Source organism: Sphingomonas adhaesiva, assembly GCF_036946125.1.
GTDB classification, from domain to species: domain Bacteria; phylum Pseudomonadota; class Alphaproteobacteria; order Sphingomonadales; family Sphingomonadaceae; genus Sphingomonas; species Sphingomonas adhaesiva_A.
In genome coordinates, this window is record NZ_JAQIJT010000002.1 from 1,324,061 (window position 1) to 1,338,952 (window position 14,892).

Annotated in this window: 15 protein-coding genes and 2 tRNA genes; 4 read left to right on the forward strand and 13 right to left on the reverse strand. The window is 69.4% G+C overall.

Annotated features, from left to right (window positions below; all coding sequences use genetic code 11):
• Positions 1-37 precede the first annotated feature (37 nt).
• Together PGN23_RS12595 and PGN23_RS12600 are read left to right on the forward strand one after the other, a co-directional pair.
• Positions 38-127, forward strand: a tRNA-Ser gene (locus tag PGN23_RS12595).
• Between the two features lie 194 nt (positions 128-321).
• The gene (locus tag PGN23_RS12600) at positions 322-807 is read left to right on the forward strand and encodes a hypothetical protein (RefSeq protein WP_335303260.1); all 486 of its coding nucleotides are present in this window, start codon (positions 322-324) and stop codon (positions 805-807) included.
• Positions 808-921: 114 nt separating this feature from the next.
• Here PGN23_RS12600 and PGN23_RS12605 read toward each other — a convergent pair whose 3' ends face one another.
• The 7 genes from PGN23_RS12605 to PGN23_RS12635 form a co-directional block, all read right to left on the reverse strand.
• Complete coding sequence (locus tag PGN23_RS12605) at positions 922-1,056, reverse strand: entericidin A/B family lipoprotein (protein WP_335303261.1); 135 nt, start codon at positions 1,054-1,056, stop codon at positions 922-924.
• Positions 1,057-1,117: 61 nt separating this feature from the next.
• Positions 1,118-1,999 carry a hypothetical protein gene (locus tag PGN23_RS12610; protein ID WP_335303262.1) on the reverse strand — a complete coding sequence of 294 codons (882 nt, stop codon included), beginning with the start codon at positions 1,997-1,999 and terminating at the stop codon, positions 1,118-1,120.
• A gap of 2 nt (positions 2,000-2,001) precedes the next feature.
• Positions 2,002-2,175, reverse strand: a complete 174-nt coding sequence (locus PGN23_RS12615; protein WP_335303263.1) for a hypothetical protein — start codon at positions 2,173-2,175, stop codon at positions 2,002-2,004.
• Positions 2,172-3,683: a helix-turn-helix transcriptional regulator gene (locus PGN23_RS12620; protein ID WP_335303265.1), complete on the reverse strand. Its 1,512-nt coding sequence runs from the start codon at positions 3,681-3,683 to the stop codon at positions 2,172-2,174. Before PGN23_RS12620 ends, PGN23_RS12615 begins: the two co-directional genes overlap by 4 nt.
• A gap of 11 nt (positions 3,684-3,694) precedes the next feature.
• Positions 3,695-4,180: a CsbD family protein gene (locus PGN23_RS12625; protein ID WP_335303266.1), complete on the reverse strand. Its 486-nt coding sequence runs from the start codon at positions 4,178-4,180 to the stop codon at positions 3,695-3,697.
• Positions 4,181-4,245: 65 nt separating this feature from the next.
• Complete coding sequence (locus tag PGN23_RS12630) at positions 4,246-4,422, reverse strand: hypothetical protein (RefSeq protein WP_335303267.1); 177 nt, start codon at positions 4,420-4,422, stop codon at positions 4,246-4,248.
• Between the two features lie 123 nt (positions 4,423-4,545).
• Positions 4,546-4,622, reverse strand: a tRNA-Arg gene (locus PGN23_RS12635).
• Between the two features lie 83 nt (positions 4,623-4,705).
• Between PGN23_RS12635 and PGN23_RS12640 the strand changes: the two genes are divergently transcribed.
• Complete coding sequence (locus PGN23_RS12640; RefSeq protein WP_335303268.1) at positions 4,706-5,209, forward strand: hypothetical protein; 504 nt, start codon at positions 4,706-4,708, stop codon at positions 5,207-5,209.
• Positions 5,210-5,213: 4 nt separating this feature from the next.
• Here the strand turns inward: PGN23_RS12640 and PGN23_RS12645 are convergent, their stop codons facing one another.
• From PGN23_RS12645 to hemB, 4 genes are read right to left on the reverse strand one after another with little or no spacing between them, the layout of a single operon-like run.
• Positions 5,214-7,400 carry a spermidine synthase gene (locus PGN23_RS12645; RefSeq protein WP_335303269.1) on the reverse strand — a complete coding sequence of 729 codons (2,187 nt, stop codon included), beginning with the start codon at positions 7,398-7,400 and terminating at the stop codon, positions 5,214-5,216.
• A complete protein-coding gene (locus PGN23_RS12650; RefSeq protein ID WP_335303270.1) occupies positions 7,393-7,926 on the reverse strand; it encodes a GNAT family N-acetyltransferase in 534 nt (177 codons plus the stop codon). The genes PGN23_RS12645 and PGN23_RS12650 overlap by 8 nt, the downstream gene beginning before the upstream one ends.
• Positions 7,923-8,456, reverse strand: coding sequence for a GNAT family N-acetyltransferase (locus PGN23_RS12655; protein ID WP_335303271.1), 534 nt, complete (start codon positions 8,454-8,456; stop codon positions 7,923-7,925). The genes PGN23_RS12650 and PGN23_RS12655 overlap by 4 nt, the downstream gene beginning before the upstream one ends.
• Positions 8,453-9,448 (reverse strand): porphobilinogen synthase, encoded by a 996-nt coding sequence (hemB, locus tag PGN23_RS12660; RefSeq protein ID WP_335303272.1) that lies wholly within the window; start codon positions 9,446-9,448, stop codon positions 8,453-8,455. The genes PGN23_RS12655 and hemB overlap by 4 nt, the downstream gene beginning before the upstream one ends.
• A 90-nt stretch (positions 9,449-9,538) precedes the next feature.
• Between hemB and PGN23_RS12665 the strand changes: the two genes are divergently transcribed.
• Positions 9,539-10,423 (forward strand): diacylglycerol/lipid kinase family protein, encoded by an 885-nt coding sequence (locus tag PGN23_RS12665; RefSeq protein ID WP_335303274.1) that lies wholly within the window; start codon positions 9,539-9,541, stop codon positions 10,421-10,423.
• Positions 10,424-10,434: 11 nt separating this feature from the next.
• Here PGN23_RS12665 and PGN23_RS12670 read toward each other — a convergent pair whose 3' ends face one another.
• A complete protein-coding gene (locus PGN23_RS12670) occupies positions 10,435-11,907 on the reverse strand; it encodes an MATE family efflux transporter (protein ID WP_335303275.1) in 1,473 nt (490 codons plus the stop codon).
• Between the two features lie 268 nt (positions 11,908-12,175).
• A complete protein-coding gene (locus PGN23_RS12675) occupies positions 12,176-14,815 on the reverse strand; it encodes a valine--tRNA ligase (RefSeq protein WP_335303276.1) in 2,640 nt (879 codons plus the stop codon).
• Positions 14,816-14,892 lie beyond the last annotated feature (77 nt).

The following is a 14,892-nucleotide window of genomic DNA, read 5'->3' on the forward strand; positions in this document are numbered from 1 at the left end:
GCCAAAGCGCCCGCGTCCGCCTCGCGCGCGGACCTGCGGAAGCGTGGCCGAGTGGTTGATGGCTCCGGTCTTGAAAACCGGCATACGGGAAACCGTATCGTGGGTTCGAATCCCACCGCTTCCGCCACCGACATCCGTTCGACCGCTGCGCTGGTGATGGGGCGTTGTGCGCGCCTGCGGTGCGATCCCGGGTACGGCTGTTCCGTTTCTGCACACACCGTCGAACCGTTAATCACGATCAACCTTTTACGGGATCATCGCGGGACGATATCGCTCCCCCATCAAGCCTGCGAGGGGCAGGCGTACGAAAGGGAACTCATCATGGCGACGGTTGACGGGAAGACGACGGCTCCGGATTCGCGCAATATCGTGCAGGGCGACGGCGGCGACGTCGACAAGATCGCGGGCGGCAGCGGCAACGACATCATGCAGGGCAACGCCGAGTTCAACCAATATTACGGCGGCGCCGGCAACGACACGTTCAAGATCATGGCGCATGTCGCTCAGTCGCAGGGCACCCATGTCGGCCAGTCGACGCTCTTCGCGGACCAGTTCGCCTATATCACCGACTTCCAGGGTGCGGGCGTCGCCGGCGGCGATTTCGTCGCATTCGACGGCTTCGACGGCAACACGCTGACGATGGAGCACAAGGGTGTGAGCGGCACCTCGGGCGCGACGCTGTATTATTATTCGGTCGAGGACTTCCAGGGCCACACCTACAATTTCATCATCAATTCGCTCAACGGCAAGGAGCTCGGCAAGGGCGACTTCGGCTTCTACAACGTGCCCAGCTTCATGCCGGTCTGATCGGCCTGGCACCGCGCAAACGAACGACGGCGGTCGAGGCAGATGCCTCGGCCGCCGCTTTCGTCTGGCCGTGTCCGGGGCGGCAGGCGGTGGTGCGCCCGCCTGCCGCGCCGCTCACTTCTTGCCGGACGCGTCGGTCACGGCCTCGCCGGCGGACTTCATGTCCTTGCCGGCACCGCTGACCGTGTTGCACGCCGACAAGGCGAGCATGACGCCCAGTCCGGCGGTCAGCATGATCCTGTTCTTCATGGCCATCTCCTCGATGAAAAAGGGGTGCGGCGGGCCGGATACGCTGGCCCGCCGCGGGCACTCAGCGCAGCCGGCGACGGGTCGCCGTCGACGCGCCAAAGGCGGACGCACCGGCGCCGACCAGCAGCGCGAGCACGAGAATGAACGAGGTGCTGGCCGCAGCGCCGGCGGCCTTGTCGGTCGCGGACTTCGCGGTGGCGATCGTGTCCTGCTTGGCGGCCTGGAAATCGGCCTTCGCGCGGGTCACCTGCGCCTGCGCCTCGGGACGGCTGATCTTGCGCTGCGCCGCGACCACGTCGACGATCCGGCTCTCGGCGCGGGCACCGGCCTCGCCGCCCCGCGCGAGCGCGGGCAGCTGGCGCGCGATCTCGCTCTGCGCCTGCTCCGGCGTCATCTGCGCCGGGTCCTGCGGCGCGTCGGACAGATAGGCGGCGGCCTCGCGGCGCACGTCGCCGGCATCGACGCCCGCGACCTGCGCGACCTGCGGCGCGGCGGCGCCGACGGTTGAACCGGCCGCACTCGCCACCGCACCCACGGTACGGAACGCGCCGCCGATGATCCCGCCCACCGCCGACGTCAGCAGGTACAGGGTCAGCATCAGCGTGACGCCCCACACCACCAGCCCGTGGACCAATGCGTCGAAGCGGTCGGTCACGCCCGACACGCGCGCCGCGGTATAGCCGCCCGCCCCCAGCGCCACGATCGTGGTGATGAGCCAGTAGATGCCCGCCCCGATCCCGAATCCGGCTGCGCCCGGCGTCGTCCCCTCGACCGGATCGACCATCGACAGGCCGATGCCCGTGCCCAGGATCCCCATCAGCAGCTGGACCGCCACCGCGATCACCACGCCGGCAAAGATCGCGCCCCACGACACGCGCTTCCCTGCGCGAACGATCACGCCATCCTCCACCGGCATCGTGCCGGCATGTAAGCTCGTCGCCATATTCACTCCTGTTTTTTGATGTTGCGGGATGGGTCGTCCCGGTCGGCCGCACGCTGCGCGCGTCGGCCGGCGTCCACCGCCGCGTCGTCGCCGATCAGCTTCCCGATCGTCTCGTACGCGGCCCCCTTCGCCCGGCGCTTCCCGGCGTCGGAATCCTTGCCCTGGCGCTTCGTCATGCCGGTACCGTCCGTTGAGCGATCGCCACCCCTTCGCCATCGAACCCGCGTGCGCGCGCCCAGGCGGCGGCGGCGGTGCGCCGGTTCACGCCGATCTTCGAATAGATCCGCGCGACATGGTTGCGCACGGTATTGCCCGACACGCCCAGCGCCCGCGCGATGCTCTTGTCGTCCAGCCCGCGGCAGATCAGCCCCAGCACCTCGCGCTCGCGCGCGGTCAGGTCGTCGAGGCCCGGCCCGCCATCGTCCGGCTGCGGCGCGCGCAGCCGCGCCAGCTTGTCCATGATCGACCGGCTGAACCAGCTGGTGTCCTTCATCACCGCCTCGATCGCCTCGACCAGTTCCAGCTCGGTCGACTTGCGCTGCGTGATGTCCTGCCATGCCCACAGCACGCAGGTGTCCTCCCCGAGCATGATCGACTCGGTGGAGACGAGGCAGTCGACCATGGCGCCCTCCTTGGTCTTCAGCCGCGCCTCGAACGCGCGCAGGTCATGTCCCTGTTCGATCGCGCGCTCGATCTCGGCGCGGACCGTATCGTCCGCCCACAGCGCCACGTCCTCCAGCGAGCGTCCGATGATCTCGGTCGACCGATAGCCGGTCAGCTGGGCGAAGCTGGCGTTGACGTCGCACAGCAGATGCCCGTCGCGCGCACCGATCGCCATCGGCACCGGCGCCATGCGGAAGGTACGGGTGAACCGCTCCTCGCTATGGCGCAGCGCCGCCTCCGCCTTCCGCCGCGGCTCCAGATCGGCGAAGGTGAACAGGATGCACGCCTGATCGCCCAGCTCGATCGGCTGGCCCGCGACGATCACCAGCTTGGTGCCGCCGTCCGGCAGCTCCAGCTCGGCCTCCATCTGCGGGATCGTCCGGCCCTCGGCCAGCCGCTCCTTCGCCAGCTCGCGCCGTTCGGCCTGGCGCAGGACGTCGACGTCGTACACCGTCTTGCACAATATCTGATCGCGGGCGTGCCCGGTCATGTCGAGAAAGCCCTGATTGACCTTCACGAACCGCAGGTCGGACAGGCGACAGATGACCGCCGGCGCCGGATTGGCGTTGAACGACTGTTCGAACCGCTCCTCCGCCTGATAGCGCGCGGTGACGTCCTGGATGACGAGGACGACGCACGAGGGCGCGTCCTCGTCCCCGTCGTTCAGCACCAGACTGCGAACCTGATGGACCCAGCGCGGCTCGACCTCGCCCGCCAGCGTGACCTCGACGACCACCTCCGAAAACGCGTCACCCGCGACGACGCGTTCGATCGGATAATCGTCCGCCTCCAGCCGGTGGTTGTTGCGATACCGCAGCTGGAAGCGCGCACGATAATCGTCGACCGTCGCCCCCAGTGCCTCCAGCCGGTCCACCCCGTGCATCGCGAGCGCGGCGTCGTTCGCCCAGAGCAGGCTCTGGTCAGGGTCGATCAGGATGACGCCCTCGTCCAGCCCGGCAACGATCTGTTGCAGGTGGCGCAGGTCGGCGGTTTCCCGCAGGGTTTTCAGCGAGGTGGCCACGCCGGGTCCGTTCAGCCGCGGCGCCCGTGGATCAGCCACCCGATCGCATAGCCCACGATCGCAGCGCCCACGGCCATGACCACCCCTTCGTTGCCGCGTACCGCCTCACGCGCGTCGCGTGCGACATCGGCGGAGCGATCCGCCGCCTTCGATGCGGTACGGGCGGTGCGCTCGCGCGCTTCCTCGATCAGGCTGGGGGTCGCATCGGCGACGTCGCCCGCGATCGACTGCGCCCGACCGAACAGGTTCTCCGCGCCGCCCGCGACCTGATCGACGACACCGGCGACCTGCCAGTCGCGGCTGTCGACCAAGTCGCCGACCGCCTTCTCGACCTTGCCGCCGACGTAGCGCGCGCCACCATGCAGCTCATGCTTGTTCATGCTGTCCTCCGAAACTGCCGGGAGCACCGCCGCGACGACGGCGACCGCCGACCGGCCACCGCGCCGCTCGGACGGACCGGACACCGGACGTGCCTCCCATTCGACCGATCGCGCCATGCGACCGGCTCGGCGACAAGAACCTGCGGTAGATTAGGTGGTTCCTGGTATCTTTGCCGGACCTGCTAGTCCCGATCTACCAGGGCGCGTGCGGCCTTGGCCGCGTACAGCTGCGCGAAGCGCGTGTGGATCACGCGTTGCGGCTCGTTCTCGGCCCGGAGCGCCTGCTGCGTATGCGACGCGGCGCGGGCGCTGAAATACGCTTGTTCGTCCTCCGACGAACGGTCGATCGGCTCGTCCATCCCGCACGGCTACGCCGCGCGCGGCGCGGGCGATATGGTGCAGATGCACCGGGCAGCGGGTACAAATGAAAAGGGGCGGCTTGCGCCGCCCCTCGTTTTCCACTCATTCTCCGCAGCGGAGAATGGCGCGCCCGGAACGATTCGAACGTCCGACCCTCAGATTCGTAGTCTGATGCTCTATCCAGCTGAGCTACGGGCGCCCTGTGGAGCGGCGCTGTTAGACGGCGAATCGCAGGGGCGCAAGAGCGTTGCGTCGATTTTTTACGCGGCCTACGAAAACGGCATGACGCGCCGTTCGCTCCCCCTCGCCGCCCTGACCGTGATGCTTGCCGGATGCTCGGCGGACACGACCGGCTATCCTTCGCTGGCCCCGCGCCCGGCGGAAACGATCGGGTTCGAGGAACCCTCGACCCCGCCACCTGCGCCGCCACGCGCCGATCCGGCGCTGGATGCGCGGATCGCCTCGGCGACGACGGCGCAGGCATCGGCCGCGCGCGCGTTCGATGCGGGCGCCACGCGGGCGGAGGCGCTCGCGACGGCGGCGCGCGGCGTCGCGGTGGGCAGCGACCGCTGGCTCGACGCGCAGGCCGCGCTCGCGGAGCTGGATTCGCTGCGCGCCGCATACGGCGACACGATCGCCCCGCTGGAGGATCTGGCGGCCGAGCGCGCCGCCGCGCTGCAGCCCGCCTATCCTGCGCTGGACCAGGCGCTGGAGGCGGCCCGCGCTACCTCGGCCGCGCAGACGCGACGGATCGATGCGATCGCCGCGATGCTGAAACCGGCCTGAGCGATCAGAACCGCAGCAGCGGCAGGATCGTCGCGGCGTCGTCGGTCCACGGCGCGAACCCCGCTCGCCCGCGCAGCGGCTTCCATTTGCCGCCGTCCAGCGCGATCAGCGCATAGCTTTCGGGATCGCGCGTCATCACGATCCACAGTGACGGCGAGGCCGATTCGTCGAGGGTCGAGGGCCGGTGGTTGAGCACCATCGCCTGCCACCCCCCTGCCTTCGCCGCGGCGGCGACCACGGGGCGCAGGTCGATGAAGCGGTTCGAGATGTGCACCGCCAATACGCCGCGCGGCGACAGCACGCGGGCGTAGCCGGCGAACGCCTCGCGCGTCAGCAGGTGCATCGGCACCGCGTCGGAGGAAAAGGCGTCGAGCGCGAGCACGTCGAGGCTTCCCGGAGCATGCCGGTCGAGCGACAGCCGCGCATCGCCCAGCACGACCCGCGCATCCGGCGCGCAGCGCGACAGGAAGGTGAAGCGCCGCTCGCGCGACAGCGTCGCCATCGCGGGATCGATCTCGTAGAAGGTCCAGCGCTGCCCGGGCTGTGCATAGCAGGCCAGCGTCCCCGTCCCCAGCCCGACGACGCCGATCCGCGCCTGCGCGCCGAACAGCGCCGGCGCCGCCAGCATCGCGCGCCCCACCCCGGAGCCGGGCGTGTAATAGGTCGTGGGCGTCCGCTCGCGCGCCGCGCTGCCGGTCAGCTGCACGCCGTGCAAAGTGGTCCCGTGGATGAGCGTGCGCCGCGCCGGCTCGTCCACGAGCGTATAGACGCCGAAATAGCTGCGCAGCCGTGCGCCCGGCTCCATCGACAGCGACAGCGAGCGCGCGCCGCCGAACAACAGCAGCGCGCTTCCCAGCACCAGCATGTACGGCAGCCGCGCGCCCAGCGTCGCCAGCCCCAGCACCGCCAGGATCACGAAGGTCGCGGTCGTATGCCGCACGATCCGCAACCCGCCCGGCTCCGCGGCATAGATCGCCAGCGTCACCGCCAGCGCCAGCACCGTCACCGCGACCGCCGCCGCCCTCGTCCCCGGGCGATGCCACCACGCGCGCAGCCCCGCGGTCAAATAGGTCTGCGGCACCAGCAGGCCCGCGCCCAGCACCAGCAGCGGATATTCCCACGTCCAGTCGAACAGCGCCGGTGCGATCAGCCCCGCGAACACCCCGCCCAGCGCGCCGCCCGTCGACATCGCGAGATAGAAGCCGGTCAGCCGCGCCGGCTCCGGGCGCAGCCGGTACAGCCGCGTATGGAGCGCGACGGACACCATGAACAGCAGCACCAGCGACATGACCACGGTCAGCGTCGGCGTCTCGGTGAAGCCGCCCATCATGATCCCGCCGAACAGCAGGATCGTGACCGGCGCGGCGGTGGTCAGCGTATCCGCCAGCGCGCGGCGCGCGGCGAACGCGATCGAGAAGCTGAGCAGATACAGCGCGAGCGGGATCACCCACAGCAGCGGCATCGCGACCAGGTCGGTACTGATGAAGGTCGACGTCGCCAGCATCAGTCCGGACGGCACCAGCCCCAGCGCGATCCACAGCCCCACGCGCCCGCGTGTCGGCGCCGGCTCGCGCGCCTGCTCCTTCGTCGGGACCGCGCCGCCCGGCAGCAGCAGCACGGCGAGCGCGGTCAGGACGACCAGCAGCAGATAGCCCGCGCTCCACAGCCAGCGCTGCTGCGGCACCGCCAGCGATGGCTCGACCAGCAGCGGAAAGGCGATGAGCCCGGCGAAGCTCCCCAGATTGGACGCGGCATACAGCGGATAGGGGTCGCCCCCGGGGCGGACGACCGCGAACCAGCGCTGCACCAGCGGTGCCTGCGCCGATACGGCGAAGAACAGCGGTCCGATCGACAGCGCGAACAGCCACGGGACCCACAGCGCGGGCTCGGCCTCCGGCGGCAGCGCCCGATCGCTCAGCCCGATCGGCAGGAACGCGCAGGCGAGGAGCAGCAGCGCGACATGGACCTGCCCCTGCCACCGCGGCGGCAACCGGCCCAGCGCATGGGCATAGGCATAGCCCCCCAGCAACAGCGCCTGATAGACCAGCATCGCGGAGTTCCACACCGCGGGCGCGCCGCCCAGCCGCGGCAGCGCGATGCGCGCGATCATCGGCTGGACCAGGAAGAGCAGGAACGATCCCGCCAGGATCGTCAGCACGAACAGCGGCCGTACCGCGCGCCCCTCAGACATGCGCCGGCCGCGCGATGGCGTAGCGGATCTGATGGTGCAGCGGATGGCCCGCCGCGTGATCGGGATGCCCGAAGTCGCCGCCGCGCAACCGCTCCATGCCCAGCCGCTCCATCAGCGCGCGACTGCGGCGATTGGCGGGAACCGTGACCGCGACGATAGCGGGGACGGAGAGATGCTCCCACGCCCATTTCAGCGTGGCGCGCGCCGCCTCGCCCGCCAGCCCCTGCCCCCAGGCGCCGCGCGCGAGGCGCCAGCCCACCTCCACCTGTCCGTCGATCGGGGGCGTCCCCGGCATCAGCCCGCAAAAGCCGATGAAGGCGTTATCCGCCCGCCGCTCCAGCGCCCAGAAGGAATGGCCGCGATTCCCGTGGATCGCGTTCATGCGCCGTCGCACGCGGACACATTCCTCGATCGACATCGGCGGGCCGAGGTAGCGCATGACCTCTTGGTCCTGCCCCATCGCGTGAAAGGGCAGGATGTCGTCGCGGCGCCAGCGGCGCAGGACGAGGCGGTCGGTGACGATCACGCCGGACGATCGATCGTATAGACGATCATCGCGCCGATCGGATCGTCCGCGGCGAAGCTCGGGTGGGTGAAGCCCAGCTCCGGCCGGTGCCGCATCCCCAGCCGCTCCATCAGCCCCCAGGAGCGCGTGTTGCCGCGGTTGGTCCACGCCGCGATCCGCCGCCGCGCCGTATGCGCCCAGCCCCAGGCGATGCTCGCCTCCGCCGCCTCACGCGCGATTCCCTGCCCCCACCAGCGCTCGCCGATGCGCCAGCCGATCTCCAGCTCATCGGGCACCGGGGTTCCGGCGTGCCCGCCGATCCGCAGGCCGCAAATGCCCGCCAGCGCGCCGCCGCGGGCCTCGACCGCCCACATGCAATGGCCGTCGCGCGCCTGGTTCGCCATCTGCGCGTCGATCAGCGCCGCGACCGCCGGCGCCTCGGCGACGCCGCCGAAATGCTCCATCATCGCGGGCGTGTTGACGAGCGCGACGAACGCCGGCTTGTCCGCCTCCACCCAGGGGCGAAGGATCAGCCGTTCCGTCTCGATCATCGCGCCGCCAGCAGCCGCGCGGCATGAGCCGCATGATAGGTCAGCACGCCCGAACAGCCCGCGCGCTTGAATGCCAGCAGCGTTTCCAGAACCATCGCGTCGCGGTCCGCCGCGCCCGCCGCCACCGCCGCCTCGATCATCGCATATTCGCCCGACACCTGATAAGCGAAGACAGGTACTTCGAAGCGATCCTTCACGCGCCGCACGATGTCGAGATACGGCAGCCCCGGCTTCACCATCACGCTGTCCGCCCCCTCCGCCAGGTCCAGCGCGACCTCGCGCAGCGCTTCCTCGGCATTGGCCGGGTCCATCTGATACGTCGTCTTGTCGCCCTTCAGCAGCCCGCGGCTGCCGACCGCGTCGCGGAAGGGACCATAGAAGGCGCTGGCGTACTTCGCGGCATAGGACATGATCTGGACATTGGCATGGCCATCGCGTTCGAGTGCCGTGCGGATCAACCCGACGCGCCCGTCCATCATGTCGCTGGGGGCGATGATGTCCGCCCCCGCGCGCGCCTGGTTCAGGCTCTGCTCGATCAGCACCGCGACCGTGGCGTCGTTCATCACATAGCCAGCGGCATCGATCAGCCCGTCGTGCCCGTGCGCGGTATAGGGATCGAGCGCGACGTCGGTCAGCACGCCGATCTCCGGTACCGCCGCCTTGATCGCGCGGATCGCGCGGCACATCAGATTGTCGGGGTTCAGCGCCTCCGCGCCGTCGTCGCTGCGCCGCTCGCGCTGGGTATTGGGGAACAGCGCCAGACAGGCGATGCCCAGTGCGTGCGCCTCGCGCGCGCGCGCCACGACCAGATCGACCGACCAGCGCGAGACGCCGGGCAAGGTCGCGATCGGCTCCTCCACGCCCTCGCCCTCGGTCACGAACAACGGCCAGATCAGGTCCGCCGCGGTCAGCACGTTCTCTGCGTGCAGGCGGCGGCTCCAGCCGTGCGCGCGGGTACGGCGCAGGCGCAATGCGGGGTAAGCGGCGGTCATGCCACGGCGTGTCCCGCATCGCGCCGCGGCATGCAAGCATTACGACCAAGCGTTACGGCAGCGGAACGCAACCTCGTGCGTTCAGCGTGCATGACCGAGATCACCCGCGCCGCCATGATCGTGAACGCCAGGTCGCGAAAGGGGCGCAAGCTGTTCCGCCGTGCCTGCCAGCGGCTGCGCGACCTGCCGTTCAAGGTCGATGCCTATGCGGTGAAGAACCCCGCGCACCTCGACCGGACCGTGCGCAAGGCGCTGGAGAAGGGGCCGCAGCTGGTGATCCTGGGCGGCGGCGACGGCACGATCAGCGGGCTGGTCGACCTGCTGGTCGGGCATGACGTCATCCTGGGCGTGCTGCCGCTGGGCACCGCGAACAGCTTCGCGCGCACGCTCGGCCTGCCGCTCGACGTCGACGGCGCGATCGACGTGTTCGCGACCGGCGAGCCCAAGCGGATCGATCTGGGCATGATCGACGAGGATTATTTCGCCAATTGCGCCGCCATGGGGCTCAGCCCGCAGATCGCGGAGACCGTACCCCACCGGCTGAAGAAGGTGCTGGGGCGCGTCGGCTATCTCGGCTGGGCGGGGTATCAGCTGGGCCGGTTCAAGCCGTTCACGCTCTTCGTCGACGATGGCACCGGCGAAAAGAAGCTGCGCGTGGTGGAGGTCCGCATCTCCAACGGGCCGTATCATGGCGGCACCTGGCTGGTCGACGACGCATCGGTCACCTCCGGCAGGATCGTGGTGCAGGCGGTGCGCGGCCATTACAAGCGGCGGCTGGTGAAGAACTGGTTCTTCAGCTTCCTGGGTCGCGACGAGCGCCATCACGACACGGTCAGCTTCTCCGGCACGTCGATCAGGGTCCGCACCGACCCGCCCCTCCCGATCTCGATCGACGGCGAGGTTCTGGCGCACACCCCGGTCACCGCCCATGTCGCCGCCGGCGTGATCGAGGTGATGGTCCCGCGGGGCACCTAGTTCCGCCTCTTTTACCCCGCCGGCTTCACCGTGCCGGCCGGCTCGATATCGGCATGACTGCGCTCCTCGCACTCATGCCCCCGGGGCACTACCAGCGCGCCCCGCCGCCAGCCGCCGTGCGCGTAATAGAGCGCCGCCAGCGTCACCGTCGTCGCGGAGCCCGCGGGAAAGCTCCACCACAGCGCATCCACCCCCAGCATCGGCCGAAGCAGCACCGCGATCCCCAGCCGCACCGGGAACATCGACAGGAACAGGATCGCCAGCGGCCCCCACACCGCGCCGTTCGCGCGTACCGTGCCGAACAGCACCATCGTCGCACCGAACAGCACGAAGCCCCATGTCGCGATGACGTTGATATGCTGCGCGATCGGCAGCACCGCGCTGCTTTCCGGCACGAACAGCATCAGCAGCGGCCGGTCGAAGATCAGCGCGACGGCGATCACCGACCCGGTGATGACGACGTTGAACAGGATGCCCGACCGCGTGATCGCGCTCACCCGGTCCCAGCGGCGCGCGCCGATATTCTGCGCCGCCATCGCGCTGACCGCCGCGCCGATCGCCATCGCCGGCATCTGGACATAGGTCCACAATTGCTGCGTGATGCCATAGGCGGCGGTCACGTCGACGCCGTTGCGGTTGACCAGCCCCACCATCGCCAGCCCGGCGCCAGAAATGACGAGCATCTGCGCCCCGATCGGCAGCCCCTTGGCCAGGATCGTTCCCACCAGCGCGCGATCGGGAACGATGTAGCCGATCTCGCGCCCCGCCAGTCGCAGCGGCAGGTCGCGCCAGCGGATGTAGAGGACCAGCGCCCCGCAGGCGACGACATTGGCGATCAGCGTCGCCAGTGCGGACCCGGCGATGCCCAGTTCCGGCGTCGGGCCGACGCCTGCGATCAGGATCGGGTTCAGCCCCGCGTCCAGCACCACCGACACGCCCATGAACCACAGCGGCGTCAGCGAATCGCCGATCCCGCGCAGCCCCATGAACATCAGCACCAGCAGCATCGACGCCGGCAGCCCCAGGAAGATGACGCGCAGATACGTCAGCGCCTCGTCATACGCCCGCCCGGGGGTGGCCAGAGCGGTGAGGATCTGCGGCGCGAAGACGTATCCGAGCACCGCGGTCAGCGCCGATCCGATCAGCACCAGCCCGATCGCGGAGCCGAACGCGCGCTTGGCGCCGTCGTGATCGTGCCGCCCCCAGCTCTGCCCGACCAGGATCGTCGCCGCCATGCCGAAGCCGAAGACCATGCCGAACATCAGGAACATGATGATGTTGGCGTTGCTGGTCGCCGCCAGCGCATCCTCCCCCAGGAAACGCCCGACCCAGATCGTGTTGATCGACCCGTTGAGCGACTGGAGGATGTTCGACCCCAGCGTCGGCAGCGCGAAGGCGAGCAGCGTGGGACCGATCGGCCCCACCGTCAGGTCGCGCTGGCCGCGATGCTGCGGCGGGGCGGCGGAGGCCACTTCATCGGACATGCGCGCTTCATCCCCCCGGCGGCCGGTTTGTTCCCGATGTGACGGAAGATGCGCGCGAGGGACAGCCCCCTACCCTCATGCTGTTACCAGTTCCCCGGCGAAGGCCGGGACCTTCGAAGCAGTCTCCACCGTGCTCCTGCGCAGGCAGGAGCACGGGGTTGCAGGTCCCACAAGGCGTTGTTCTGCCTGGCTCTGGGCTCCTGCCTGCGCAGGAGCACGGCAACCCTCGAAGGGGTCCAGCCTCCGCAAAGAAACGGGCGAAACACCCTCACCCCAGCCGCGCCAGCGCCGCCGCGAACCGTTCCGCATCCGCCGCCTTTTCGGCGTGATCCGCGCGCGCCTTCTCGACCGCCTCGGGCTTCGCGCGCTCGACGAAGCTCGCATTGCCCAACCGCCCGGCCAGCGCATCGCGCTCCTTCTGCGCCGCCGCCAGCGACTTCGTCAGCCGCGCGCGCTCGGCGTCGAGGTCGATCACCCCGTCCAGCGCCAGCGCGAACGTCTCCGCGCCCCACAGGATCGGTGCGCGCGCGCCGTTGGCCTCGCCCGGCGTCAGCGTGACGCGCGCGAGCCGCTCGACGTAGGAGGCCACCGCCTCCGGCACCGCGCCCGCGCCGGTGTGCAGCGCGATCTTCGCGCCAGGCGGCACGTTCAGCTCCGCGCGGGCGGCGCGCACCGCCTCGACCAGCTCGATCAGCCGCTCGACCTCGCGCGTCGCCGCCGGATCGAGCGCGCGCGCGTCCGGCATCGGCCACTGCCCGACGATCAGGTCGTGGCTCCGCGGCGCGAGGGCATGCCACAATTCCTCGGTGATGAAGGGCATGAACGGATGCAGCAGCACCAGGATCTGGTCGAGCACCCAGCCCGCCACCGCCTTCGTCTCGGCGTCGATATTCCCCTTGATGAGCTCCAGATACCAGTCGCAGAACCGGCTCCACACGAACTGGTAGATCGCGTTCGCCGCCGCATCGAAGCGATAGTCGGCCAGCGCCAGGTCGACGGCCTGCACCGTCGCCACCGTCTCCGCGACGATCCACTTGTTGACCGACAGCGTCGCGGCGGGCGGCTCCAGCGTATCCGACCCGCCGATGCCGTTGGCCTGCGCGAAGCGGCTGGCGTTCCACAGCTTCGTCGCGAAGTTACGATAGCCCTCGACCCGCCTCTCATCCATCTTGATGTCGCGGCCCTGGCTTTCCATCGCCGCCATGAAGAAGCGCAGCGCGTCCGCGCCATATTGGTCGATCAGCCCCAGCGGATCGACCGTATTGCCCTTGGACTTGGACATCTTCGCCCCGTCCGCCGCGCGCACCAGCCCGTGCAGGTAGAGCGTGCGGAACGGCACGTCCTTCATGAAGTGCAGCCCCTGCATCATCATCCGCGCATCCCAGAAAAACAGGATGTCGAACCCGGAGATGAGCACGTCGTTGGGATAGCGCCCGCCCAGCGTCGGGTCGCCGTTCTCCGGCCAGCCCATCGTAGCGAACGGCCACAAGGCGCTGGAAAACCAGGTATCGAGCACGTCGGGGTCCTGCGTCAGCGTGACGCCCTCGCCCGCCAGTTCCTGCGCTTCCTCCGCCGTCTCCGCGACGAACACGCTGCCGTCCTCGGCGAACCACGCCGGTATGCGGTGCCCCCACCAAAGCTGCCGTGACACGCACCACGGCTGGATGTTCTCCATCCAGTTGAAATACGTCTTCTCCCACGTCTTCGGCACGACCTGCACCGCGCCGGAGCGCACCGCCTCGATCGCTGGCTTCGCCAGCGTCGCGGCATCGACATACCATTGGTCGGTCAGCCACGGCTCGATCACCACGCCGGATCGGTCGCCGTACGGCGTCTGGATCGTGCGCGGCTCGGCATCATGCTCGACGCCGTCCGTGTCGACATGCGGGATCAGCACGCCGTCGCGCTTGAGCCGGGCGACCACCGCCTTGCGCGCCTCCGCGACGGGCAGGGCGAGGAGATCGTCGGGGATCAGCCCGTCCGCGGTCTGGACCACCTGCGCCTTGGCATCGAGCATGTTGAGCATGTCGGCGGCCTTGAACCCGGCGCGCTTGCCGACCTCGAAGTCGTTGAAGTCGTGCCCCGGCGTGATCTTCACCGCGCCGCTGCCCAGTTCCGGGTCGGCATGCTCGTCCGCGACGATCGGGATCAGCCGCCCGGTGATCGGCAGCCGCACGTTCCTGCCCACCAGATCGGTGTAGCGCGCGTCCGTCGGATGGACCGCGACCGCCATGTCCGCCAGCATCGTCTCCGGCCGCGTGGTCGCCACCTCGATGAAGCCGCTGCCGTCCTCCAAGGGATAGCGCAGCCGCCAGAAGCTGCCGCGCACCTCCCTGGTCTCCACCTCCAGGTCGCTGATCGCGGTGCCCAGCCCGGGGTCCCAGTTGACCAGCCGCTTGTCGCGGTACAGCAGCCCCTGGTTGTAGAGCTCGACGAACACCTTCAGCACCGCCTTGCTGAAGCCCTCGTCCATCGTGAACCGCTCGTTGGCCCAGTCCATCGAGCAGCCCAGCCGCCGCAGCTGGCGCGTGATCTGCCCGCCGCTCTCCGCCTTCCACTCCCACACCTTCGCGACGAATTCGTCACGGGTGAAGTCGGTTCGCTTCTGCTGCCGGAGCGCCATCTGCCGCTCGACCACCATCTGCGTCGCGATTCCGGCGTGGTCGGTGCCGACCACCCACAGTGCATCCTTGCCCTTCAGCCGCGCATGCCGCGTCAGGATGTCCTGCAACGTGTTGTCCAGCGCATGACCTATGTGGAGCGAGCCGGTGACGTTGGGCGGCGGATTGACGATCGTCCACGGCTCCGCACCGGCGCGCTCGGGGTGGAACAGGCCGTTCTCCTCCCAATGGGCGTACCATTTGGTTTCGATCGCGGCGGGGTCGAAGGTCTTGGCGAGTTCGGTCATGCGGCTGCGCATAAGCGAGGCGCCCGGCGGTTCCAACCTCCGTTCGTGCTGAGCGATGTCGAAGCACATGCGGCGAC

Excerpts from the sequence above, each read along its gene's own strand:
- PGN23_RS12630 (WP_335303267.1), bottom strand. The coding sequence starts at position 4,422 with ATGGACGAGCCGATCGACCGTTCGTCGGAGGACGAACAAGCGTATTTC.
- PGN23_RS12640 (WP_335303268.1), top strand. The coding sequence starts at position 4,706 with ATGACGCGCCGTTCGCTCCCCCTCGCCGCCCTGACCGTGATGCTTGCC.
- hemB (WP_335303272.1), bottom strand. The coding sequence starts at position 9,448 with ATGACCGCCGCTTACCCCGCATTGCGCCTGCGCCGTACCCGCGCGCAC.
- PGN23_RS12610 (WP_335303262.1), bottom strand. The coding sequence starts at position 1,999 with ATGGCGACGAGCTTACATGCCGGCACGATGCCGGTGGAGGATGGCGTG.
- PGN23_RS12670 (WP_335303275.1), bottom strand. The coding sequence starts at position 11,907 with ATGTCCGATGAAGTGGCCTCCGCCGCCCCGCCGCAGCATCGCGGCCAG.
- PGN23_RS12600 (WP_335303260.1), top strand. The coding sequence starts at position 322 with ATGGCGACGGTTGACGGGAAGACGACGGCTCCGGATTCGCGCAATATC.
- PGN23_RS12615 (WP_335303263.1), bottom strand. The coding sequence starts at position 2,175 with ATGACGAAGCGCCAGGGCAAGGATTCCGACGCCGGGAAGCGCCGGGCG.
- PGN23_RS12665 (WP_335303274.1), top strand. The coding sequence starts at position 9,539 with ATGACCGAGATCACCCGCGCCGCCATGATCGTGAACGCCAGGTCGCGA.
- PGN23_RS12655 (WP_335303271.1), bottom strand. The coding sequence starts at position 8,456 with ATGATCGAGACGGAACGGCTGATCCTTCGCCCCTGGGTGGAGGCGGAC.
- PGN23_RS12675 (WP_335303276.1), bottom strand. The coding sequence starts at position 14,815 with ATGACCGAACTCGCCAAGACCTTCGACCCCGCCGCGATCGAAACCAAA.
- PGN23_RS12645 (WP_335303269.1), bottom strand. The coding sequence starts at position 7,400 with ATGTCTGAGGGGCGCGCGGTACGGCCGCTGTTCGTGCTGACGATCCTG.
- PGN23_RS12605 (WP_335303261.1), bottom strand. The coding sequence starts at position 1,056 with ATGAAGAACAGGATCATGCTGACCGCCGGACTGGGCGTCATGCTCGCC.
- PGN23_RS12625 (WP_335303266.1), bottom strand. The coding sequence starts at position 4,180 with ATGGCGCGATCGGTCGAATGGGAGGCACGTCCGGTGTCCGGTCCGTCC.